This window comes from Burkholderia sp. IMCC1007 (assembly GCF_027257875.1).
In the GTDB taxonomy this organism is placed as follows: Bacteria; Pseudomonadota; Gammaproteobacteria; order Burkholderiales; family Burkholderiaceae; genus Burkholderia.
This window is the reverse complement of record NZ_JAPVQY010000089.1, coordinates 1-22,469: the sequence shown is the minus strand read 5'-3', so window position 1 is coordinate 22,469 and position 22,469 is coordinate 1. Positions and strand designations below refer to the sequence as shown.

The window sequence follows — 22,469 nt, the reverse complement described above, 5'->3', positions numbered from 1 at the left end:
CTCCTTGCCCTGCGGGCGGAAAGGCACGTTCGCAAGCCCGTTATTAGCGTGAACAGGCCCTAGCCCGCCGGCCATCGTGCCGGCCGGGTTTCCCGCATGGCCGCGCGGGCGCGCGCTGCGCGCCGTCTGCGGCCTTTTCTCACATCGATTCCGTTCAATGTCCGCAACGGAAATCCGCGATCCAAAAAGTTTTTGACGGGTTTAAAAATTCGCACTGGACACAACAGATGCGTGCGGAAAGCCCGATGAAAACCGATGAAATCATCATGACAGCCAGCATGGCGAACGAAGCCGTCGGCGTGCCCGACCGGCCGCCGATGGCCGCCATGCGCGATGAGCCGGTGCCGTTGGGTGTGCTGGCCGGCTGCCGTCGCTGCTGATCGCCGCACGTTGCGCCCGATACCCGCTTTCTTGCACCACATGATCCGGATGAGGAGTCGCTCGATCCCTCTCCGCCGGCACCGCGCGACCGCATGAGCGGTCGCGCCGCAGACCGCCTCCCGGCCTTGTGCCGCGCCGGCCGACGGTCGCCTGACAGTCGACATTCGCTTACCTTTTCAACACGGACCATCATGAAACGGGATTCATTCAGTACACCTGAGGCAGTGCGTCGCGACGCGACGACGGACCTGATCAAGCCGAACGACGCGTTCGTACGCATCGAAAACGTCGTGAAGAAATTCGGCGACAGCACCGCCGTCGACAACGTAAATCTCACGATCGCGAAGAACGAACTGTTCGCGCTGCTCGGCAGCTCCGGCTGCGGCAAGTCGACACTGCTGCGCATGCTCGCCGGGCTCGAGACGGCCACCTCTGGCAAGATCTTCGTCGACGGCGAAGACCTCGCGTCGCTGCCGCCGTATCGCCGCCCGGTGAACATGATGTTCCAGTCGTACGCGCTGTTCCCGCACATGTCGGTCGAGTCGAACGTCGCGTTCGGGCTGAAGCAGGAAGGCACGCCGAAGAACGAGATCAAGGAGCGCGTGGCCGATGCGCTCGCGCTCGTGCAGATGAGCAAGTACGCGAAGCGCAAGCCGCATCAGCTGTCCGGCGGCCAGCAGCAGCGCGTCGCGCTCGCGCGTTCGCTCGTCAAGCGCCCGAAGCTGCTGCTGCTCGACGAGCCGATGTCCGCGCTCGACAAGAAGATCCGCCAGAAGACCCAGCTCGAACTGGTGAACATCATCGAGAAGGTCGACGTGACCTGCGTGATGGTCACGCACGACCAGGAAGAAGCGATGACGATGGCGAGCCGCCTCGCGGTGATGAGCGAAGGCAAGATTGTGCAGATCGGCACACCCGGCGAAGTGTACGAATACCCGAACAGCCGCTTCTCGGCCGAGTTCATCGGCTCGACGAACCTGTTCGAAGGGCGCGTGGTCGAGGACGAGCCCGATCACATCTTCGTCGAGAGCGACGATCTCGAAGCGCGCATGTACGTGAGCCACGGCGTCACCGGCCCGCTCGGGATGCCGGTCGGCATCTCGGTGCGCCCGGAGCGCGTGCAGGTGTCGCGCGAGAAACCCGGCTCGCATCACAACTGGGCGCGCGGCGTCGTGACCGACATCGCGTACATGGGCAGCTACTCGCTGTATCACGTGCGCTTGCCGAGCGGCAAGACGGTGGTGTCGAACCTGTCGAGCTCGCACCTGCTGCACGACGGTGCGCCGTCGTGGAACGACGACGTGTTCGTGTCGTGGTCGCCGGCGAGCGGCGTCGTGCTGACGGCGTGAGGACGACACGATGAGAACTTCCGCTTCCACTCCGTCCGCGCCGGTTCCGACCGGCGCCACCGCCGCGACACCGGCTTCCAGACGCCGCAGCCGCTTCGCCGCGCTGTCGCGCTTGCTGCCGTCGGGCCGCAGCGTCGCGATCGGCGTGCCGTTCCTGTGGCTCACGGTCTTCTTCGCGCTGCCGTTCGTGCTGGTGTTCAAGATCAGCTTCGCCGACCAGGTGATGGGAATCCCGCCGTACACGTCGCTCGTCGCGATGAAGGACGGCGTCGTGCACTTCGCGCTGCAGCTCGGCCACTACGCGTTCCTGCTGCAGGACGACCTGTATATCGCGACCTACCTCAGCTCGCTGAAGATGGCCGCCGTGTCGACGCTGCTGTGCCTGCTGATCGGCTACCCGATAGCGTACTACATCGCGCGCGCGGAACCGGGCCGGCGCAACGTGCTGATGATGGCCGTGATGCTGCCGTTCTGGACGTCGTTCCTGATCCGCGTATACGCATGGATCGGGATCCTGAAGGATGACGGGCTGCTGAACCACGCGCTGATCGCGCTCGGCATCATCCACACGCCGCTGCGCCTCTATCACAGCGATGCCGGCGTCTATATCGGCATGGTCTATTCGTACCTGCCGTTCATGGTGATGCCGCTCTATGCACACCTCGTGAAGATGGACCTCACGCTGCTCGAAGCCGCGTACGACCTGGGCGCCAAGCCGTGGGTCGCGTTCACGCGCATCACGCTGCCGCTGTCGAAGAACGGGATCATCGCCGGCAGCCTGCTGGTGTTCATCCCGGCGGTCGGCGAATACGTGATTCCCGAGCTGCTCGGCGGCGCCGACACGCTGATGATCGGCCGCGTGATGTGGGATGAATTCTTCAACAACATGGACTGGCCGATGGCGTCCGCGGTGACGGTCGCGATGGTAATGCTGCTGCTGGTGCCGATGGCGCTGTTCCAGTACTACCAGGTCAAGGAACTGGAGGAAGCGAAATGATCAAGCCGAGCAAACCGCTGTCGACGGGCGTTCTCGCCTTCGGCTTTCTGTTCCTGTACATCCCGATCATCAGTCTCGTCGTGTACTCGTTCAACGAATCGAAGCTGGTGACGGTGTGGTCGGGCTTCTCGCTGAAGTGGTACGCGGCGCTGCTGGACGACGACGAGCTGCTGACCGCCGCGTGGCTGTCGCTGAAGATCGGTCTGCTGACGGCCACCGCGTCGGTCGTGATCGGCACGTGGGCCGGCTTCGTGCTCGCGCGCTTCGGCCGCTTCAAGGGCTTCACGCTGTACACGGGGATGATCAACGCGCCGCTGGTGATTCCGGAGGTGATCCAGGGGATCTCGCTGCTGCTGCTGTTCGTTGCGCTGGAGCAGATGTTCGGCTGGCCGAAGGGCCGCGGGATGGTGACGATCTGGATCGGTCACGTGATGCTGTGCGTGTCGTATGTCGCGATCATCGTGCAGTCGCGCGTCAAAGAGATGAACAAGTCGCTCGAAGAGGCTGCGCTCGATCTGGGTGCGACGCCGTTGAAGGTGTTCTTCGTGGTGACGCTGCCGCTGATCTCGCAGGCGCTGCTGTCGGGGTGGCTGCTGTCGTTCACGCTGTCGATCGACGATCTGGTGCTGTCGGCGTTTCTGTCCGGGCCGGGCTCGACGACGCTGCCGCTGGTGGTGTTCTCGCGCGTGCGGCTCGGGCTGAACCCGGAGATGAATGCGTTGGCAACACTGTTCATCACGGCCGTGACGATCGGCGTGATCGTCGTGAACCAGGCGATGATCGCGCGCGAGCGGCGTCGCGTGGACGACATGAAGGCGGCGTTCGCGGCGGCCTGAATCCCCTCTTTCCGATCCATCGATAACAAGACCGGCGCGCCGCGCGCTGCGGCGCGCCACCGAATCGCACATTGACACACGCACGACAAGGAGAATCCGCAATGAAGAAGAAACTGATCTGCCTGCTGGTGGCCGGCGCGTTGCCGGGCATCGCGCTGGCCGACTCGACATCCGCCGAAATCAAGGCGCTGCAGGCGCAGGTCGCGGCGCTGCAGAAGCAGATGAAGGCGATGCAGGCGCAACTCGCCGCGAAGCCGGGCGGCGCGCCGCTCGCGCAGGCCGGCACGGGCGCCGCTGCGAAGCCGGTCGTCGTGGCCGCCGATCCGGCGTCGCCGGACTACGGCAAGGCGCAGGCCACGCTGACCAACGACGAAGTCAGCGACATGAAGCAGCAGATCGCGAACCAGCAGCTGAAAGTCGATTCGCTGACCGACGCGGCCAACACCGGGCCGCTCGCGGGCCTGTCCGTGACGGGCTACATCGACCCGACCTACATCTACAACCGCGCGGCCGGCACGTCGTCGTTCCTGTTCGCGAACCACGAGAACGCGTACAACTATTTCAACAGCACGTTCGGCGATCTCTACCTCGACATCAAGAAGACCTTCGGCGTCGGCCCGATGGCGCCGTCGGCCGAGATCACGCTGATGCCGAACCGCGGCAACGGCATCACGCTGCTGCAGAACTCGCGCGGCTCGATCACCGACAACCTGCTGAACACCGCGGTCATCAACGTGCCGATCACCGCCGAGACGACGCTCGTCGCCGGCCTGATCCCGAGCTTCGGCGGCTACGAGGTGCAGCAGTCGAACCAGATGCTCACGCTCACGCACAACCTGCTGTACGACTTCTCCGATCCGGGCAGCTACGTCGGTGCGGGCGCGAACTACACGAAGGGCGCATGGGCGTGGAAGTTCTTCGTCGGCAACGAGCAGTACCGCACGTACGGCTCGGTCACGCAGACGGGCACGAACGCGCTCGGCGATCCGATCACGACCAGCAACAAGGTGCCGACCTTCACCGCGCGCGCCGACTACACGTGGTCCAGCGCGCTCGACCTCGGCGCGTCGTTCAACATCGGCCGGCAGACGCTGTCGAGCGCGATCGACGCCGACGGCAACGTGCACTACGGCCCGGGCGGCGCCGCGCCGAACGCATACGGCACGTTCTTCTTCGCGGAAGCCGACGCGACGTATACGCTCGCCGACGTTCAGTACAACGCAGAGCTCGACTACGGCCAGCAGCAGCACGCGGCGTACAACGGCGGCCTCGCGCAGTGGTACGGCCTGTCGCTGCTCGCGCACCGCAAGTTCAACGCGCCGGTGGTCGGCCGCATGGGCGTGACGCTGCGCTACGATGCGCTGGTCAACCGCAAGAACGGCGGCGGCGGCGGCGGCATCGCGCTGAACGGCAACGGGATGGATCCGTACAACGGCTTCGGCGTCGACGCGGACTGCCTCGCGACGTCGAAGGCGAACGGCGGCCTGGGCTTCGACTGCAAGGGTGCGATCCGTCAGGACGTCGCGCTCGACCTGCTGTTCTATCCGACCCAGCAGATCACGGTGAAGGTCGAATACCGGCACGACTGGGCGAACAACAAGGTGTTCCTGCGCAACGACGGTTCGTACGGCAAGTCCAACGACCTGCTCGCGACGCAGTTCATCTATTCGTTCTGATGCTGGCCGCGCGGGACGCCGTGCCACACGCACGGCCTCCCGCGCCGTTTCATCCGGCCGGATGGCGGTGCATCGCGCACCGGCGCCGGCCGTCTTCGACGGAGTCGGTTTGATGACGCAGTCTTTCACCCGCCGCGCCGACGCGCTCGTGCGCGACTCGTACTACGAAGCAACCGCCACGCGTCCGCTGGCTGACGACCCTGCGGCCGGCGCTCCGGTGCTCGACGATACGATCGACGTCGATGTGTGCGTGATCGGCGCGGGCTTCGCGGGCCTGTCCACGGCGCTCGAATGCCGCGCGCGCGGGCTGTCGGTCGCCGTGATCGACGCGCACCGGCCCGGCTGGGGCGCATCGGGCCGCAACGGCGGCCAGGCGATCACGGGCTTCGCGAAGGACGAGGTGATCGAGCAACAGCTCGGCGCGAACGGCGCGCGCGCCGCATGGTCGCTGTCGCTCGACGGCGTCGCGCTGATCGCCGAGCGCATCGCGCGCTACGGCATCGACTGCGACTTCACGCGCGGCTACCTGACGGTGGCCACCAAGCCGCGCCGTATCGACGATCTGCGCACCTGGATGGACGCGGCGACTTCGCGCTGGGGCCATCCGTCGCTGTCGTGGCTCGACACCGCCGAAATCCGCGCGCGCATCGCATCGACGCGCTATCTGGCGGGCGTCTACGACCCGCTGTCGGGCCACCTGCATCCGCTCAAGTATTGCCTCGGCCTCGCCGATGCCGCGCGCCGCGAAGGCGTCGCGCTCCATGCTCACACGCCCGCGCTCGACATCGTACGCGGCACGCGCCCCATCGTGCGTACGCCGTCCGGCGAAGTGCGCTGCCGCTTCGTCGTATCGTGCTGCAACGCAGGCCCGGGCGGCGTGCTGCCTGCCGCGACCGCCGCGCGCATCGCGCCGATCGCGTCGTACATCATCGCGACCGAACCGCTCGGCCGCGCACGCGCCGACGCGCTGATCGCGCAGCGCGAAGCGGTGTGCGACAACAACTTCTTTCTCGACTACTTCCGGCTGTCGGCCGATCACCGGATGCTGTTCGGCGGCCGCGCGAATTCCGCCGGCGCGTCGCCCGACACGCTCGCGGAAACGATCCGGCAGCGCATGGTTGGCGTGTTCCCGCAACTCCGCGACGTGCGCGTCGACCACGCATGGGGCGGCTTCGTCGACGTCACGCGCAATCGCGCACCGGACTTCGGTGCGCTCGACGCCAACTTCTTCTACGTCCAGGGCTTCAGCGGGCACGGCGTCGCGCTGACCGGCATCGCCGGCCGCACGATCGCCGCCGCGATCGCGGGCGACACGCACGCGTTCGACCTGTTCGCGCGGCTGCGCCACCGGCGCTTTCCCGGCGGCGACGCATGGCGGCAGCCCGCGCTCGAACTCGGGATGCTGTATCACCGCGTGCGCGAGCTGTTCTGAGCCATCTTTCTCCGTTTTCCTGATCATGCAGACATTCGCCAACCAGCCGCACGTCGCGTCGTACTACGCGGCGACCGTCAACGATACGACCCGCCATGCGCCGCTCGCCGGCGCGACCGATGCCGACGTGTGCGTGATCGGTGCGGGCCTCACGGGCCTGTCGGCCGCGCTCAATCTCGCCGAGCGCGGCCATTCGGTGACCGTGCTCGAGGCGTCGCGCGTCGGATGGGCAGCGAGCGGCCGCAACGGCGGCCAGCTGATCGGCGGCTTCGCGTGCGACATCGACACGTTCGCGCAATTCATGCCGGAAGGCGACGTGAAGCGGATCTGGGACATGGGGCTCGAAACGCTGTCGCTGGTGAAGTCGCGCATCGCGCGGCACGACATCGACTGCGCACTCGTCCCCGGCTACCTGACCGCGGCGAATACCGAGCGCGACGCCGACGCGCTCAAGCGCTGGCGCGACGAGGCCGCAAAGCGCTTCGGCTACGACCGGTTCCACTTCGTCGAAGCCGACGAACTCGGCGACTACGTGCAGTCGGCCCGCTATTGCGGCGGCCTGTATGACCCCGACAGCGGCCACCTGCATCCGCTGAACTACACGCTCGGCCTCGCGCGTGCGGCCGCCGACGCGGGCGTGCGCATCCACGAGGACAGCTGCGTGACGCGCGTGCGGGACGTGTCAGGCGGCCACGTCGTCGAGACGAGCGGCGGCAACGTGCGTGCGCGCTTCGTCGTGCTCGCGTGCAACACCTACGTCGGCACGCTCGCGCCCGCGCTGTCGAAGAAGATCATGCCGGTCGGCACCTACGTGATCGCGACGGAACCGCTCGGCGAAGCGCGCGCCGCCGCACTGATGCCCGCGCGCGCGGCGATCTGCGACAGCCGCTTCGTGCTGGATTATTTCCGGCCGGCGCCCGACACGCGGCTCGTGTGGGGCGGCAAGGTCAGCTATTCGACGCGCGCGCCGCGCGATCTCGCGGCGGCGATGCGCGCGGACATGCTGAAGACGTTCCCGCAGCTCGCGGACGTAAAGGTCGATTACGCGTGGGGCGGCTTCGTCGACATCACGATGAACCGCGCGCCGCACTTCGGGCGCGTCGCACCGACGATGTATTTCGCGCAGGGCTTCTCGGGGCACGGCGTGAACACGACCGCACTCGCGGGCAAGCTGATCGCCGAGGCGATCGACGGGCAGGCGAGCCGCTTCGACCTGTTCGGCAGGATCCGGCATCGCGATTTTCCGGGCGGCGCGGCGCTGCGCACGCCGGCGCTCGTGCTCGCGATGAGCTGGTATCGGCTGCTCGACGCGTTCGGCGTGCATTGAGCCCGCGCCGCGCGCCGAGTGCCGGTGCCAGCCATGCCGATCAGTCGGTCCCGTACTTCGGCGAGCGCGGCCCGTACAGCAGCCCGGTCGGCGGCCCCGCGGACAACAGCCTGCTGCTGGTCAACCCGGCCACATCGTGCGCTTCGTCGGTCAGCGAATGCGCGACCTGCTTGACGGCCGCCTGCACCAGCATCCCGACGACACCGAACGCATTGACGCTCATGTTGTTGCCGACCTCCTTGCCGGTCGCACGGCCCTCGCCCTGCCACAGCACGTCGCCGCTCCTCAGGTCGACGAGCTTCGCCGATGCCGCGACCACCGTCGTGCTGTCCACCACCTGGTAGACGGAGCCGTATTGCGTGACCTTCGAATAGAGCGCGGCGTCCGCGCCGAAGATCTCGCGCAGCTTCGCCGGCGACGTGTTCTGGATCTCGGCCGCGTTCGCGAGGCCGTTCTGCTTGAAGGTCTCGTCCATCACCGCGACCGGCACCACGTAGTAGCCCGACTCGGCGAGCGGCTGCGTCATCTGCGACAACACCCCGTAGGTCGCACCGACATCGGTGGTGTCGTTGACCGGCGGCAGCACGAGGATCGAGCGCGGCTGGCTCTTCTTGAAGGCCGTGTAGTCGGGACGCTTGACGGGCTGCGCGCATGCGCTCAGCAATGCGACGAGCGACAGCACGGACAGCAGCTTGAATGAAAGTGTCTTGATCATGGCACGCACGTCACTGTTGGGCGGGAGTCGGATCGGCCTGCGTCCGGCCGGTGATCGTCTGGCCGGCGGCCGACGGGTTCGCAGCCTTCGCGGCCTTTGTATTGCCGGCTTTGTTCTTCATCAGGAAATCCATGTACGACGCGGACTCCGGGAAGAGCGCCTTCTCGGCCTCGAACGCCTGTCGCGCCTGCTGCTCGTTGCCGACGCTCGCATAGAGCATCCCGAGATGCGCGTGGAAGCCGGGCGGCGGCTTGTTGCCCTTCGCGCGGATCTCCTGCAGCGCCTTCTCGAGCGCGTCGATCTGCTGTTGCGGCGAGGTCTGCCCCTTGAAGTATTCGTACACCTGCGGCTGATAGCCGTTCCACTGATAGAGCGGCGGCGTGGTCGGCGCCGCGCAGCCCGCGAGCAGCATGGCGGCCGCCGTCGCCGGCAGCCAGATTCCCCGTTTCATGGTCGTGTCTCTTCTGGTTGGTGAATGATTCGTCGAATGCGTGTCGCGCACGGCGCTTATTGCGGCACCTTCAGCGTACCGGCATCGACCTGGTCGACGAGATGGTTGACGGCCTCCTGGATCGCGAGATCCAGCACCTTGCCGTTGAGCGTCGAGTCGTAGCCGGCGGTGCCGCCGAAGCCGATCACCTCGCGGTTCGACAGGCTGAATTCGCCCGCGCCCTGGCTCGACGCGACGACTTCCGACGTCGTCGTGTCGACGATGTTCAGGCTGACCTTCGCGTAGGCGACCTGCGTCTTGCCGCGGCCGAGAATGCCGAACAGCTGGTGATCGCCGACGTCCTTGCGACCGAACTCGGTCACGTCGCCGGTCACGACGTAGTTCGCGCCCTTCACGGCCTGCGCCTTCTTCATGAATCCGGCTTCCTGCTTGATCTCGTCGAGATTCTCGCGATCGAGCACGTTGAAGCGGCGGCTCTGCTGCAGGCGCGTGACGAGGATCGTCTTCGCCTGCCCGCCGAGACGGTCGATGCCGTCCGAGAAGATGCCGCGCATGTAGCTCGAGCGATTGTCGAACTTGCCGACCGCGATCGCGACGGGCTTGCCGGCATACGGCTTCTGCGCACTGCTCACGGCCGGCACGTCGAGCGTGCGCGACGATTCGGTCGCGCAGCCGGACAGTGCCGCGACGAGCGCTGCCGCCACGAGCACGGTGCGTCGTGTCTGAATGTTCACTGCTGGTCTCCTTGCGTGAAAAAATGCCCGAAACGGGTGCCGGCTCACCGGCGAACCGGCGGTCGATCCAGCGATCGAAACGGCTGGCGCGCGAATACGCGCGCGTGCGCGCTCATCGCCGGGATGGCGATAGCGACAGCGGGATTCGGACGGAAAGTGCGCGCAACCGACGTGTTGCGGCAAGGCGCTGACGAGCGGCACGGCGGGCGATGGCCCCGCGTGCGTCGATCAGCCCATTATTGTGATGACTGCGCTGTTGATCGCGCATGATCGGCCCCGGATATGATTTTTGCCGATCATACCAAGCCTGATTATTGAGACGGGATTTCTTGAGAAGAATTGACGATTTTTACGAATGTCCGTAAATCGGTGAAACGCGACGCGCAAACGAATCATCTGCAAGAGCGCGCGCCGGCCATACGTGCCGGCGCGCCCGCTCTACGCTAGTCGGCCACCTTCTGCCGCATCGTCACGAACTCCTCGGCCGCGGTCGGGTGAATGCCGATCGTGTCGTCGAACTGCGCCTTCGTCGCACCGGCACGAATTGCGATCGCGATGCCCTGGATGATCTCGCCCGCATCGCGGCCGACCATGTGCGCACCGATCACGCGTTGGCTGTCGCGCGCGACGACGAGCTTCATCAGCGTGCGCTCGTCGCGGCCCGACAGCGTGTGGCGCAGCGCCTTGAACGACGTGCGATAGATGTCGAGCTCGCTGTGTACGCGACGCGCATCGGCTTCGGTCAGGCCGACCGTCGCGACCTCGGGCTGGCTGAACACGGCCGACGGCACGTAATCGTGGTCGACCGCGACCCGCGAGCCGCCGAACAGCGTCCGCGCAAGCAGCGCGCCGTCGCGCGTCGCCACCGGCGTGAGCTGCGGCCGCGACGTGACGTCGCCGATCGCGTGGATCGACGGCACCGACGTCGCCGAATACGCATCGACCGCGATCGCGCCGCGTGCATCGAGCAGCACGCCCGCGCGTTCGAGCCCGATCCCGTCGACGTTCGGCACGCGGCCGGTCGCATAGAGCACCGCATCGTACGGCCCGTGCTGCGCATCGCCGACGCGCACCGACAGCGTGCCGTCGTCCGCGCGTGCGATCGATTCGACCACCGCGCGCGCATGGATCGCGACACCCTGCTTCGTCATTTCGTCGGTCAGGAAGTGACGCACGTCGTCGTCGAAGCCGCGCAGGATCTTTTCACCGCGATAGAACAGGTCGACATGGCTGCCGAAGCCGTTGAAGATGCCCGCGAACTCGACCGCGATATAGCCGCCGCCGACCACCGCGATGCGCGCGGGCAGCTTCGCGAGCGACAGCGCCTCGCGCGACGTGATCACGTGCTCGATGCCGGGCCGCGGCGGCAGCGACGGGCGCGAGCCGGTCGCGATCGCGATGTGGCGTGCGCGGATCGTACGATCGCCGACGGCGACCGTATGCGCGTCGACGAGCGTCGCGCGCCCCGCGTGCATCTCGACGCCGGATTGCCGCAGCAGGTTGATGTAGATGTCGCTGAGCCGGTTGATCTCGCGATCCTTCGCGGCGATCAGCGCGGGCCAGTCGAGCGTGCCGGCGCCGAAGCTCCAGCCGAAGCCCTTCGCGTCGTCGAGCTCATGCGGATAATGCGACGCGTAGACGAGCAGCTTCTTCGGAATGCAGCCGCGCAGCACGCAGGTGCCGCCGATCTGCTCTTCTTCCGCGATGCCGACGCGCGCGCCGTATGACGCCGACATCCGGGCGAGCCTCACGCCGCCGGAGCCGGCCCCGATGACGAACAGGTCGTAGTCGAAATCCATTGCAAGCCCTCATCGCAGTTCGGATGACGGCACGATAGCAAGATTCCGGAATTCGTGCGGAACGTGGCGCGGCACGGCGCCCCTTCCATAAAAAACGGCGAGAGACGTCGCCTCTCGCCGGTCAAACCAGCCGCCGGGTGTGCCATGCGTCACCGATCGACCACATGCCCGGCCTGCCGGCCGCGCGGCACCGGTCCGCCCGGCGCGACACGCGCACCCGCGGCGGATCCAGCCGCCATGCTCATGCCTGCGACGTGTCGCTGCCGTCCGTCGCCTGCGTGTCGTCCGCAGCCTGCTCTTCGTCCTTCTTCTTCTCGACCAGGCCTTCGAGTGCTTCGGCGCCCTTGAAGCCGGCCACCGCTGCCGCCGCCTTGGTCAGCAGGCCCGCATCCGGATCCAGCTTTTCCACGCCTTCGACGGCCGCCACTGCGCCCGCGATTTCACCCACGGTGTTCAGGATACCCATCGTCATCCCCTTTCAAGAAAATCGTGAGCGCATCGTCCCACGAAAAAAACCGGCAGACCGTGTTTGTCATCACCGGATACACAAGTTACGCACCAGGCCGGCCGCACGCGGCGGACCTTGCACGCAGCGTAGCGGAAACCCTTCGCGCGCACTGTCAAAGTATGTTCTGCAATGCCGACGAATGCCTTACGGGCAGGACTTTCCCGATGCAGCGATCGCTGAATAATCGTCCACGCGCATGAACCTCGCGGCCGAAAAAAAGAGGCTCCCGCAGGAGCCTCTTCGAGGTGCGCCGGGCCGACGCCCGCGCGGGGAATGCCGACGTTCGTCAGAAGATATTGCGCAGGCCGATCGCGATGCCGGTCTGGTTGCTGCGACCCGGCAGTTCGACGTTCGCCGCGCCGTTCGTCTTGTTGAAGTCGACGGTGCCGTAGACTTCCGTGCGCTTGCTCAGCGCGTATTCGGCGATGCCGACGATCGCGTAGCGGTTGCCGCTCGCGAGCGTGCCGTTCGTGGTCATCGCATTGCGCATGTGGTCGTAGTAGAACGCGCCCGTCAGCGTCAGCGGCGTGCTGACCTGCCAGCTCACGCCCGCGAACGGACCGTCGTCGATCCGCCCCGTGCCCTTCGCGACCGGAATCGACTGCTGCGCGAGCAGGCTGTCGACGAAACCGGTGTCGTCCTTCGAGCGCAGGTAGCCCGCGTAGACCTTCGCCTTGCTGAACGCGTACACGACGTTCGCGTGGTAGATCGTCTGCTTGCGTGCGGAGTTGTCGCTGTTCTGCTGCGCGCCGGCCGCGATGCTGAGCGGGCCCGCCACGTACGACACCGATACGCCCCACGCATTGCCCTTGCCGAGCGAGCCCGGGATCTGGCCCGAGAAGCCGCCCGCGCCGGTCGATTCGTAGTTGGTGCCCGTCGAGTACATCGCCTTCGCGGTCAGGCCCGCGAACTTGCCGGTGTACTTGATCTGGTTGTCCGCATACAGACCGCCGCCCAGCGCGACCGGCAGCCATGCGTTTTCGAGGTAGTTACCGACCGTCAGAGGATCGTAGGTGTCCGACAGCAGGTCGAACAGCGGGGTCTTCTGGCGACCGAGGGTCACCGTGCCGTACGGGCTCTGCAGGCCGACGTACGCTGCGCGGTTGAACAGGCGGCCGCTGTCGGCGAATGCGCCGTTCTGCAGGTTCACGCCGCTTTCGAGGTTGAACACGGCTTTCAGGCCGCCGCCGAGGTCTTCCGTGCCGTAGATGCCGAAGCGGCTGTTCGTGATCGCGCCGTTGGTCATCGACAGCAGGCCGTCGTTCTTCGCGTTGGCGTTGGTCAGGTAACGGATGCTGGCGTCGGCGACGCCCCACAGCGTGACCGAGCTTTGTGCGGCTGCGTACTGGCTGGCGAAGGCCAGGGCCGCGCCCCCTGCGATGGCTGCGAGTCGAGTGGTCTGCTTCATGAGCTTGCCTTTTTTTTAGGTGTCTCCATTCATGGCCGGCCGCGTGCGCAGCCGGGTGGCGATCGCTCACGCTCATGGCGCGCGCGATGTGGGCTGAATCATAAGACGAGTACGGACGCTGAAAGAAATTGAAACGCCCGGCAACGCGCGATTGTCGCCCTGGAACAACGGTTCCCGCGCCGCATAGGCGTCTCCGGCGAGTGAAGCGACGCGCGGAAGTCTCGAAATGTGGGGCTGCGTTGTAAGGATCGAGCGCAGACCGGTGATGAAAGCGGCGCGGTTGTGATCCGATGCGGAGCGATCGGGAGATGATCGGCGCCGCGCCCGATCGCGCGGTATCGGGCGCGGCACGTTGAGGAGCGCAGCGTGTGGAAGAAGCAGCGAAGCCGCGAAGCCGCGAAGCCGCGAAGCCGCGAAGCCGGGAAGCCGGGAAGCCGGGAAGCCGGGAAGCAGTATGACGCGCATCCGCGAATCGCGCGCCCGCGAATCCGTCGTGCGGCGCACCGATGTGCCGGCCGCGCATGGCGGCCCGACCACACGTCGTCAGACTGCTTGCGGCGTCCCGCCGTCGGCGTTGCCGTCACTGCCTTTATCGATGCTGCCGTCCCCGTTGCGACCGGTGCCGCCCTCGCCGCTACTGCTGCTGCCGTCATCGCCCGCGCGCCGCCGCGCACGCCGCACGATTTCCACGAACGCGCCGACGAGCAGCAACACGGCGCCCCACAGCGCGATGTCCGGCACGAGCCGCGTCACGAGGCCGCCGGCCACCGCCCCGGCCAGGAAGCAGAAGCTGATCGTCGCGAGCAGCGCCGAGTCGTGCAGCGCGCCCGCGTCGTAGCGCGGGATCAGTCCGACGAACAGCTTCTGCGCGGCGCGCCGCAGGTTGCCGGTCGTCATCACCGACGTGTACGACAGTTCTTCGAGATGCGTGAACGACAGCGTCTGCAGCGTCGCGACGAACGAGATGCCCGGAATCAGCCACGCGCTCGACGCGCCGACGAGCCCGCTCGCGGCGAAGCCGAGAAACGCGATCTCGACGATCAGGCTCGCGAACGCCGTGTGCCGCATCCAGCGGCGCTGCGCGGCAAGACCGAGCAGGTGCGCGACGAAGACCGCGAGCACGAAGCCGCCGAGCGGCGGCACATGATGAAGTGCGGCCGCCCATTCGCCGGCCGACAGGTTGATGCCGAGCAGCGCGACGTTGCCGGTCATCGTGTTCGCAAACACGTGGCCGTGGCTGACGTACGTGTATGCGTCGAGATAGCCGCCGGACAGCGTCAGCAGCGCCGCGACAGTGAGGTTGCGGCTCGCGCCGTCGAGATCCATCGATTCTCCCGTGTAGCGCACCACCGGCCGGATGCGGCGGGCGGCGCGTCATTCATCGATTCCGTCATTGATACCGGCCGGCGCGGCCACTCGGCAGGCCCGCGCGCCGCGCCAATATAATGCTGGGCGTCGGGCGCGCATCTGTCGCACACGGCCGGCGTCGCCGGACCGGAAGACCGGCCGAGTATACCGGCGGGCCGCGAGCACACTCTGCCGCGCCGTCTCAACCAACCGTCGAATGACATGACACCCGCGAAGTTCTTCCTGCGCTTCACCGTGATCCCGTTCTTCGCGATCGTGCTGGTGGCCATCTGGGCGTTCAACCGCGAATCGGGTGAGATCGATGCGCGCCAGTATGCGGCGCTGGTGGCGGCGTATCCGTCATTCACGCCGAAGCTCAAGCACGAGGTGGCGCGCGCATTGCGCGGCAGCGACAGGCTTCGCAAGGCCGACTACGACGCGATCATGCGCGATGCGCTCGAAGCCGGTTACGTGGTGGACTGGCCGACGCCGACGGACGACGTCAGCGCGGAGCGCGGCCGGCTGCTCGGCCTCGTGAACAGCGACCAGCCTGCGTCGCCGTAGTGGCGGTAGAGGGCGGGACGTCCCTAGTGGCCGGAGCGTCAGGGGTAGCCGGTGTAGCGGGTGTAACCGGAAGAGCCAGAATAGCCAGAATAGCCGGAGCGGCCGCAGTGCCCGCACTGCCCATAGCACACGCCACCGCCCGCCCCGCCGCTCACTGGCCGATGCCCGTGAGCCCGATCAGCGCGCCGCCCGCGAGTAGCCACAGCGGGTGAATGCGCGTGCGCCACGCGAGCACCGCGCACACGGCGGTGATGCCCCACTGGATCGCCGTGCGGTTCGACGCTTCCGAGATCAGCACCGCGCTGGCCGCGACGAGCCCGGCCGTGACCGGCATCAACCCCTGCTGCACGTAGCGGCGCCACGGCCGGTCGCGAAAGCGCTCCCACGCATGCAGCGCGAGCACCGTGACGAGCGACGACGGCCCGAACTTCGCGATCGACGCGACGAGCAGCCCCGGCCAGCCGGCCACATGCCAGCCGACCAGCGACACGATCATCATGTTCGGCCCCGGCGCCGCCTGCGCGAGCGCGAACAGCGCGGTGAATTCGTGCGCGCTCATCCAGTGATGCACGTCGACCACCTGCCGCTGCATCTCCGGCAGGATCGTGTTGCCGCCGCCGAACGCGAGCAGCGACAGCTGGCTGAAGATCGTCGCGATGGCGATCAGCGTGTCGTTCACGAGCGGCCTCCGTCGCGTGCGGCGGCGCGCTGCGGCGCCGGCGTGTCGCGGCGTCGCGATGCGAGCCAGATACTCACGGGCGTCAGCACCAGCATCGTGGTCAGCAGCGGAATCCGCAGCACCGCGATCGCGACGAACGACAGCGCCGCGATGCCGGCCGCCGCACGCGCGTGGCGCAGCGGCTTGACGACCTTCACGGCCATCGCGACGAGCAGGCCCGCGGCCGCGGCGGCCAGCCCGCCGAACAGATGCTGCACGCGCGGATCGCCCTGCGTCTTCGCGTACAGCACGCCGAGCGAGACGACGACGAGCGTCGGCCCCACGATCAGCCCGAAAATACTGGCGAACGCGCCCGCAACGCCGCGAAAGCGCATGCCGACGGCCACCGACAGGTTGATCACGTTGCCGCCCGGCAGGAACTGGCACAAGCCGAGCAGATCGGTGAATTCGTCCGCGGAAAGCCACTTGCGCTGCTCGACGATCGTGCGCCGCGCAAACGGCAGCGCGCCGCCGAACGACATCAGGCCGAGCGACAGGAAACCGGTAAACAGCTCGGCTACGCCGACCTGGCGCGGCGACACGGCAGGCGGGGGAGAAACGGATTGCATGGGCATCCTCATCAAACGGTGACCCGAGGTTACCGCCCTTCAGGAAGCCGGCAAAACGATTTTATCGGCACGCCCTTGTGATCTAGAATCACAAGCATGGCACGCGATCTCCCGCCCTTTTCCGCGCTTCGGGCCTTTGAAGCAGCGGCACGACACGAAAGCTTCAGCGCTGCCGGCGACGAGCTGCATGTGACTCACGGTGCCATCAGCCGGCAGATCGCGGGGTTCGAGGCATGGCTCGGCAAGCCGGTGTTCCACCGCTACGGCAAGCGCGTGAAGCTCACCGACGAGGGCCGCCGCTATCTCGACACCGTACGCGCCGCGTTCGACAGCATCGCGCTCGCCACCGAGCAGCTGCGCAATACGGGCGCGGCGCGCGTGCTGCGCATCAACGCGCTGCCGACCTTCGCGATGAAATGGCTGCTGCCGCGGCTGTCGCGGTTCCAGCGCGACGTGCCGAACGTCGAGCTGAAGCTGTCCACGTCGAACGCGCCACTCGACACGCTGAACGGCTTCGACGTCGCGATCCGCCGCGGCCCCGGCCACTGGCCGAACTGCACGAGCGGCCACTTCCTCGACGAAAGCGTGATTCCGGTGTGCAGTCCGGCGCTGCTCAAGCGCGCGCCGATCACCCGCGCGGACGATCTCGCGCGGCACGTGCTGCTGCATTCGGATACGCGGCCGGAAGGCTGGCGCGACTGGTTCGCGGCGGCCGGCGTGACGATGAAGGGGCGCAAGCGGCAGTCGTTCGATCACTTCTACCTGGCGCTGCAGGCGGCCGTCGACGGGCTGGGCGTCGCGCTCGGCCCGCTGCCGCTGATCGACGACGAGCTCGCAAGCGGGCGCCTGGTGATGCCGCTCGACGGCCCGCGCATCGCGACGCGCAGCTACTGGTGGATCGCGCCGGGCGCGCCGGCCGACGATTCGCTCGTCGCGCAGTTCTGCGCGTGGCTGCAGGCGCAGTCGAATGTGAGTGGCTGATGCGCCGTGCCCTGGCGCCTGATCGAAGCGGCCGCGATGCACCGCCTCCGGTCCCCGCACACGTTGCACGGATGAAACCGATCGGCCTGCAACGCGCGCGATTCCACTGCAGAATCGCCGTCGCGCGCCCCGCTGCAATTGCCCCGTATTCGCGCAGTCGCGTGCCGGCGGGGCGAACGGCCGACCGGCCTCGTCGCATCTCGTTTCACGACTGAAACATTTCCGCGCGTGCACCGTCGCCCGCGTCCGCATCGGGTCCGCTCATCTCCTGTTCGCGTGGCTGTGCGCGTGCTGGCCCGCTGCTTGCTGATGCAGTCGCGCACACAACGACGCTGCACGCGCCAACGGCTCGATGCAGGCGACAAACAATCATCAAGCGGGTCGGGGAAATCATGTTCAAGCTCATATCAGCCGTCACACGGCTGCTGTCCTGCATCACTGCTCCCGTCACGCCGGCATCGATGCCGGCTGCACAGCTTCGCACCGTCGCCGTCCGATGCGCGAACACGGCCCAGCCAGTTCGCCGACGTCACGACGCACCAATCCGATAGGCAAACCCCCGAACCCCTTCGCCAGGCGCATGCGCGCCACGGCGACGCGTGCCGTTCGCTCGGGCCTTGCCGCCCGCACCCGCGCCCACCCGCCGGCGAGCCGCCGCGCGCGCGGCGACGGCTGCGACACACGTCGCAGGCGCGGCAGCCCAGCGGCCAGGGTATCCGCGCGCCACTCCGACTCTGCATGACGACATCAAGGAGGTGCCCGCCCAGACAGCGATCCGATTCCGACGCAACCAGAAGAGCCATCTCGCATCCGGACGATCGAGTTTCCGTCGCGAACGACACGCTCGCCGCACCGGCCGCGTATTCCAGTTTTCACGGGAGAAATGCATCATGAAACAATCCTTACTGATCCAGGCGGCCCTTGCCGCATCGCTCGCTTGCGCGGCCGTCTCGGCATCGGCCGCACAGGCCAGCACGACGTTCGGCGTGTCCGCCACCGTCAATGCCACCTGCCTGATCGACTCGGCCGGCGCGCTGACCTTCCCCGCCTATACGCCCGGCACCGGCGACCAATCCGCGCAATCGGCGATCACGGTCCGCTGCACGAACGGCACGAACTTCAACATCGGTCTGAATGCAGGCGCGACATCCGGCGCCACGGTCGCCACCCGCGTGATGACGAGCGGCTCGAACCAGCTCAACTACTCGCTGTACCAGGATTCGAACCGCACGGTCGTGTGGGGCAATACGCCGCCGACCGACACCGTCAACGGGACCGGCCAGGGGATGGCGATGGCCCAGGCGATCACCAAGACCGTCTACGGCAAGGTGCCCGACCAGCCCAATGCAGTGCCCGGCAACTATGCCGATACGGTGACGGTCACCGTGACGTTTTAGTGCCGTGCGGAGGGTGCGCCGCATCGCCGATGCGTGCGCCCCTCCCTGCGGCCCGCGTCAAGCGTGCCGAAGCGACTTCCCCGGAGGTGGACCCGTGATGAAACCGAACGTGTGCAAACTCGCGACCTGGATCGCGGCCATGACACTCGCTGGCGCATGCGCCGACAGCCAGGCGACCGACTTCACCGTGTCGCCCGTGCGCATCGAGCTTTCCGCCGCGCAGCGCAGCGTCGCGCTCACGGTCAGGAACGAATCGCCCGACCAGCCCGTGATCGTGCAGTTGCGGACCGCTGCGTGGTCGCAGGACGCAGGCGACGACGTCTATGCGTCGACCGGCGACCTGATTGCCGCGCCGCCCATTTTCACGATCGCGCCCGGCGGTGCGCAGGTCGTACGCGTCGGTCTGCGGCATCCGCCGGCCGCGGACCGCGAAACCAGCTACCGCCTCTATCTGCAGGAAATTCCGCCCGCGCCGAAACCCGGTTTCGCCGGCGTGCAGATCGCGCTGGAAATGAGCCTGCCGATCTTCGTGAAGCCGGCCGCCGATACCGCCCCGCGGCTGAGCTGGAGCGCGGCGCCGCGGCCGGGCGGCACGGGCACGCTCGCGTTGCGCGTGACCAACGACGGCACCGCGCATGCGCAGGTGGCGAACCTCGCGCTGTTCGCGCCGGGCAGCGATCGCCCTGTCGCCACGCACGCGGAATTCGCGTATGTGCTGCCGGGCCAGTCGCGCGAACTGATGTTCAAGCCCGGCGCCGGTACTTCGCCGGCCGTTGCCTCCGGCATGCACCTGATCGGCTACTCCGATGCGGGCGACATCGATTCGACGGTCGCGCCGAACGCGCGCTGACGCGGCGCTGCTGATCGCGATTCTCATGAGCGCGCAGACCACACTCGCGGAAGAGCGTCTCGTCGCGGCACCGGCCGCCGCGGCCGCGCTGGCGTCGCATGCGGCGGCGGGCGGCCCGGCCGAGCTGCTGTACCAGATCGACATCAACCGCCAGGGGCTCGACGAAACCGCATTGCTGATCAAGGCGGCCGACGGCGCGTTCTACGTGTCGGCCGACGACCTCAAGCGCTGGCGGCTCAGGCAGCCGGACGTCGCGCCGCTCGCCGGCAGCGACACGCCGTACTACCCGTTGAACGCGATCGCGGGGCTGACGTACACCGTCGACGAGCAGAACCTGACGATGTCGATCAGCGTCCCCGCGCAGGCATTCGTCGGCGCGACCTTCGACGAGACCGACCGGCGCCAGGTGCCGGCGGTCGCACCGGGCATCGGCGGCTTCTTCAACTACGACCTGCTCGCCGAACAGGCCGCGGGCCAGACGCACGGCTCCGGGCTGTTCGAGCTTGGCTTCTTCAACCGCTTCGGCGTCGGCGTCGGCACGTTCCTCGCGGACGAATCCGGCCCGACGCGGCGCCTGACCCGCCTCGAAACCACGTGGACGACCGATCGGCCCGGCCACCTCGCCAGCCTGCGCATCGGCGACGCGATCAGCCGCGCGGGCATGTGGGGCCGCGCGATCCGCTTCGGCGGCATCCAGTACGCGACCAATTTCGCGACCCAGCCCGGGCTCGTCACGATTCCGCTGCAGGGCGTGAACGGGCAAGCCGTGCTGCCTTCGACCGTCGACGTCTACGTCAACAATGCGCTGACGTCGACGCGCGAGGTCGCGCCCGGTCCGTTCGCGATCAACAACGTCCCGGTGGTGACCGGCCAGGGCGACGTGCGGGTCGTGGTGCGCGACGTGATGGGCCGCGAGCAGGTGATCACGCAGTCGTTCTATGCGAGCGCGAACCTGCTGAAGCAGGGGATGCAGGATTTCTCGTACGAGATTGGCAAGGAGCGGCGGGATTTCGGGCTGGCGAGCAACGACTACGGCCACTGGTTCGCCAGCGCGACGCACCGGATCGGTATGACCGACCGGTTCACCGGCGAGATCCACGCGGAAGCCGAAGCGTCGCGGCAGAACCTCGGCGTCGGCGGCGTCGTGCTGGCCGGGCCGCTGGGCGTTGTCAACGCGTCGGCGGCGGCGAGCCGCAGTGCCGACGGCCCGGGCGCGCTGGCGACGATCGGCGCCCAGAGCCAGGCCGGCCTCGTCGAGATCGGCGCGCACGCGCAATGGGCGACGCCGCATTTCGCGCAGATCGGGCTCGAACCGGGCACGCTCGCGCCGAAGCTGCTGACGAGCGTCAACCTCGGCCTCGGACTGGGTCGCTTCGGCTCGCTCGGGCTTGCGCACGTATTCCTCGACAATCGCGACGGCTACAGGACCCAGCTGCTGTCGCTCAGCTACAGCGCGCAGCTGGGGCGCTTCGGCTTCGCCAACATCAGCGTCAGCAAGCCGCTGAGCGGCGCGGGCGCGACGATCGTCGGCGTCGCGTGGACGATCCCGGTCGACAACCGCACCAGCGCATCGGTCACGATGACGCACCAGCAGGGCGGCACCGAAATGCTCGCGCAACTGCAGCGCAGCCTGCCGGTCGGCGAAGGCTTCGGCTACGCGCTGCAGGCCGGCAACGACACGCAGGACGCGAGCGCGACGCTGCAGACGCGCACCGGCACCTACAGCGTCGAGGCGGCGGCGTATCGCGGCCGCGCCGGCGTGCGCGCCAACGTCGCGGGCGGCGTCGCGTTCGTCGACGGCACCGCGCGCCTGTCGCGGCAGATCACCGACAGCTTCGCGCTGGTCAAGGTGCCGGGCTTCGCCAACGTCGGCATCCTCGCGGACAACCAGCTCGTAGCGCGCACCGACGCGAGCGGCGTCGCGCTGCTGCCGCGGCTGCGTGCGTATGAAAGCAACCCGGTCTCGATCGAGCAGGCCGACCTGCCGTTCGACGCGACGATCGGCACGCTCAAGCTCGACGCGGTGCCCTACTTCCGCAGCGGCATGGCACTCGTGTTCCCGATCACGCGCTCGCGCGGCGCGATGCTGACCCTCGATCTCGAGGACGGCGCGCACCTGCCGGCCGGCGCGATCGTCACGATCGCGGGACAGAAGGACGCGTTTCCGGTTGGCCGCGACGGCGTCGTCTACGTGACCGGACTGTCGGAGCAGAACCACCTGCATGCGGCGTGGCGCGACCGGCAGTGCGACGTGACCGTGCGCTTTCCCGCCGGCGACGACCCGCTGCCGGACCTGGGCACTCATCTTTGCAAGGGAGTCACACCATGAGACATCGCAAGCATGCCGAACGGCCGGTGCGGCTCGCGCGCGTTCGCGCGGCAGCCGCGGCGCTCGCCGCGTTGGCGGCCGGCGCCGCCGGGCTGGTCGCG

General features: G+C 67.6%; 21 protein-coding genes. 12 read left to right on the top strand and 9 right to left on the bottom strand.

Going from position 1 to position 22,469, the window contains the following annotated elements:
* Window positions 1-245: 245 nt before the first annotated feature.
* The 7 genes from O1Q03_RS37785 (at window position 246) to O1Q03_RS37755 (ending at window position 7,998) form a co-directional block, all read left to right on the top strand.
* A complete protein-coding gene (locus tag O1Q03_RS37785) occupies window positions 246-380 on the top strand; it encodes a hypothetical protein (protein WP_269501741.1) in 135 nt (44 codons plus the stop codon).
* Window positions 381-572: 192 nt separating this feature from the next.
* Window positions 573-1,730, top strand: coding sequence for a polyamine ABC transporter ATP-binding protein (locus O1Q03_RS37780; protein ID WP_269510771.1), 1,158 nt, complete (start codon window positions 573-575; stop codon window positions 1,728-1,730).
* 10 nt (window positions 1,731-1,740) lie between these two features.
* Window positions 1,741-2,727 carry an ABC transporter permease subunit gene (locus O1Q03_RS37775; protein ID WP_269505017.1) on the top strand — a complete coding sequence of 329 codons (987 nt, stop codon included), beginning with the start codon at window positions 1,741-1,743 and terminating at the stop codon, window positions 2,725-2,727.
* Window positions 2,724-3,563 (top strand): ABC transporter permease subunit, encoded by an 840-nt coding sequence (locus tag O1Q03_RS37770; protein WP_269510769.1) that lies wholly within the window; start codon window positions 2,724-2,726, stop codon window positions 3,561-3,563. The genes O1Q03_RS37775 and O1Q03_RS37770 overlap by 4 nt, the downstream gene beginning before the upstream one ends.
* 101 nt (window positions 3,564-3,664) lie before the next feature.
* Window positions 3,665-5,239 carry a DUF3138 family protein gene (locus tag O1Q03_RS37765; protein WP_269510767.1) on the top strand — a complete coding sequence of 525 codons (1,575 nt, stop codon included), beginning with the start codon at window positions 3,665-3,667 and terminating at the stop codon, window positions 5,237-5,239.
* 112 nt (window positions 5,240-5,351) lie between these two features.
* Window positions 5,352-6,671: an NAD(P)/FAD-dependent oxidoreductase gene (locus O1Q03_RS37760; protein ID WP_269510765.1), complete on the top strand. Its 1,320-nt coding sequence runs from the start codon at window positions 5,352-5,354 to the stop codon at window positions 6,669-6,671.
* A 25-nt stretch (window positions 6,672-6,696) separates the two neighbouring features.
* The gene (locus O1Q03_RS37755) at window positions 6,697-7,998 is read left to right on the top strand and encodes an NAD(P)/FAD-dependent oxidoreductase (RefSeq protein ID WP_269510763.1); all 1,302 of its coding nucleotides are present in this window, start codon (window positions 6,697-6,699) and stop codon (window positions 7,996-7,998) included.
* 40 nt (window positions 7,999-8,038) lie between these two features.
* Here the strand turns inward: O1Q03_RS37755 and O1Q03_RS37750 are convergent, their stop codons facing one another.
* The 7 genes from O1Q03_RS37750 to O1Q03_RS37720 form a co-directional block, all read right to left on the bottom strand.
* The gene (locus tag O1Q03_RS37750; RefSeq protein ID WP_269510761.1) at window positions 8,039-8,713 is read right to left on the bottom strand and encodes a DUF799 domain-containing protein; all 675 of its coding nucleotides are present in this window, start codon (window positions 8,711-8,713) and stop codon (window positions 8,039-8,041) included.
* A gap of 10 nt (window positions 8,714-8,723) precedes the next feature.
* Window positions 8,724-9,164: a DUF4810 domain-containing protein gene (locus O1Q03_RS37745; RefSeq protein ID WP_269510760.1), complete on the bottom strand. Its 441-nt coding sequence runs from the start codon at window positions 9,162-9,164 to the stop codon at window positions 8,724-8,726.
* A 56-nt stretch (window positions 9,165-9,220) separates the two neighbouring features.
* Window positions 9,221-9,892, bottom strand: coding sequence for a CsgG/HfaB family protein (locus tag O1Q03_RS37740; RefSeq protein ID WP_200885173.1), 672 nt, complete (start codon window positions 9,890-9,892; stop codon window positions 9,221-9,223).
* A 449-nt stretch (window positions 9,893-10,341) separates the two neighbouring features.
* Window positions 10,342-11,697, bottom strand: coding sequence for a glutathione-disulfide reductase (gene gor / locus O1Q03_RS37735; RefSeq protein ID WP_269510758.1), 1,356 nt, complete (start codon window positions 11,695-11,697; stop codon window positions 10,342-10,344).
* A 241-nt stretch (window positions 11,698-11,938) separates the two neighbouring features.
* Window positions 11,939-12,163: a hypothetical protein gene (locus O1Q03_RS37730; protein WP_269510757.1), complete on the bottom strand. Its 225-nt coding sequence runs from the start codon at window positions 12,161-12,163 to the stop codon at window positions 11,939-11,941.
* A 328-nt stretch (window positions 12,164-12,491) separates the two neighbouring features.
* Complete coding sequence (locus O1Q03_RS37725) at window positions 12,492-13,613, bottom strand: porin (RefSeq protein ID WP_269510755.1); 1,122 nt, start codon at window positions 13,611-13,613, stop codon at window positions 12,492-12,494.
* A 543-nt stretch (window positions 13,614-14,156) separates the two neighbouring features.
* Window positions 14,157-14,939, bottom strand: a complete 783-nt coding sequence (locus tag O1Q03_RS37720) for a YoaK family protein (protein ID WP_269510754.1) — start codon at window positions 14,937-14,939, stop codon at window positions 14,157-14,159.
* Window positions 14,940-15,182: 243 nt separating this feature from the next.
* Here O1Q03_RS37720 and O1Q03_RS37715 point away from each other — a divergent pair, with 243 nt between their 5' ends.
* Window positions 15,183-15,524, top strand: coding sequence for a hypothetical protein (locus O1Q03_RS37715; protein WP_269510752.1), 342 nt, complete (start codon window positions 15,183-15,185; stop codon window positions 15,522-15,524).
* Window positions 15,525-15,675: 151 nt separating this feature from the next.
* Here O1Q03_RS37715 and O1Q03_RS37710 read toward each other — a convergent pair whose 3' ends face one another.
* Together O1Q03_RS37710 and O1Q03_RS37705 are read right to left on the bottom strand one after the other, a co-directional pair.
* A complete protein-coding gene (locus O1Q03_RS37710; protein WP_269510750.1) occupies window positions 15,676-16,203 on the bottom strand; it encodes a chromate transporter in 528 nt (175 codons plus the stop codon).
* Window positions 16,200-16,811 (bottom strand): chromate transporter, encoded by a 612-nt coding sequence (locus tag O1Q03_RS37705; protein ID WP_269510749.1) that lies wholly within the window; start codon window positions 16,809-16,811, stop codon window positions 16,200-16,202. The genes O1Q03_RS37710 and O1Q03_RS37705 overlap by 4 nt, the downstream gene beginning before the upstream one ends.
* 96 nt (window positions 16,812-16,907) lie before the next feature.
* Here O1Q03_RS37705 and O1Q03_RS37700 point away from each other — a divergent pair, with 96 nt between their 5' ends.
* The 4 genes from O1Q03_RS37700 (at window position 16,908) to O1Q03_RS37685 (ending at window position 22,368) form a co-directional block, all read left to right on the top strand.
* Window positions 16,908-17,792, top strand: coding sequence for a transcriptional regulator GcvA (locus O1Q03_RS37700; protein ID WP_269510747.1), 885 nt, complete (start codon window positions 16,908-16,910; stop codon window positions 17,790-17,792).
* Window positions 17,793-18,682: 890 nt separating this feature from the next.
* Window positions 18,683-19,189, top strand: a complete 507-nt coding sequence (locus O1Q03_RS37695) for a Csu type fimbrial protein (protein ID WP_269510746.1) — start codon at window positions 18,683-18,685, stop codon at window positions 19,187-19,189.
* 139 nt (window positions 19,190-19,328) lie between these two features.
* Window positions 19,329-20,039 (top strand): fimbrial biogenesis chaperone, encoded by a 711-nt coding sequence (locus tag O1Q03_RS37690; protein WP_269510745.1) that lies wholly within the window; start codon window positions 19,329-19,331, stop codon window positions 20,037-20,039.
* Between the two features lie 25 nt (window positions 20,040-20,064).
* Window positions 20,065-22,368: a fimbria/pilus outer membrane usher protein gene (locus O1Q03_RS37685; protein ID WP_269510744.1), complete on the top strand. Its 2,304-nt coding sequence runs from the start codon at window positions 20,065-20,067 to the stop codon at window positions 22,366-22,368.
* The last annotated feature ends 101 nt before the right edge of the window (window positions 22,369-22,469 follow it).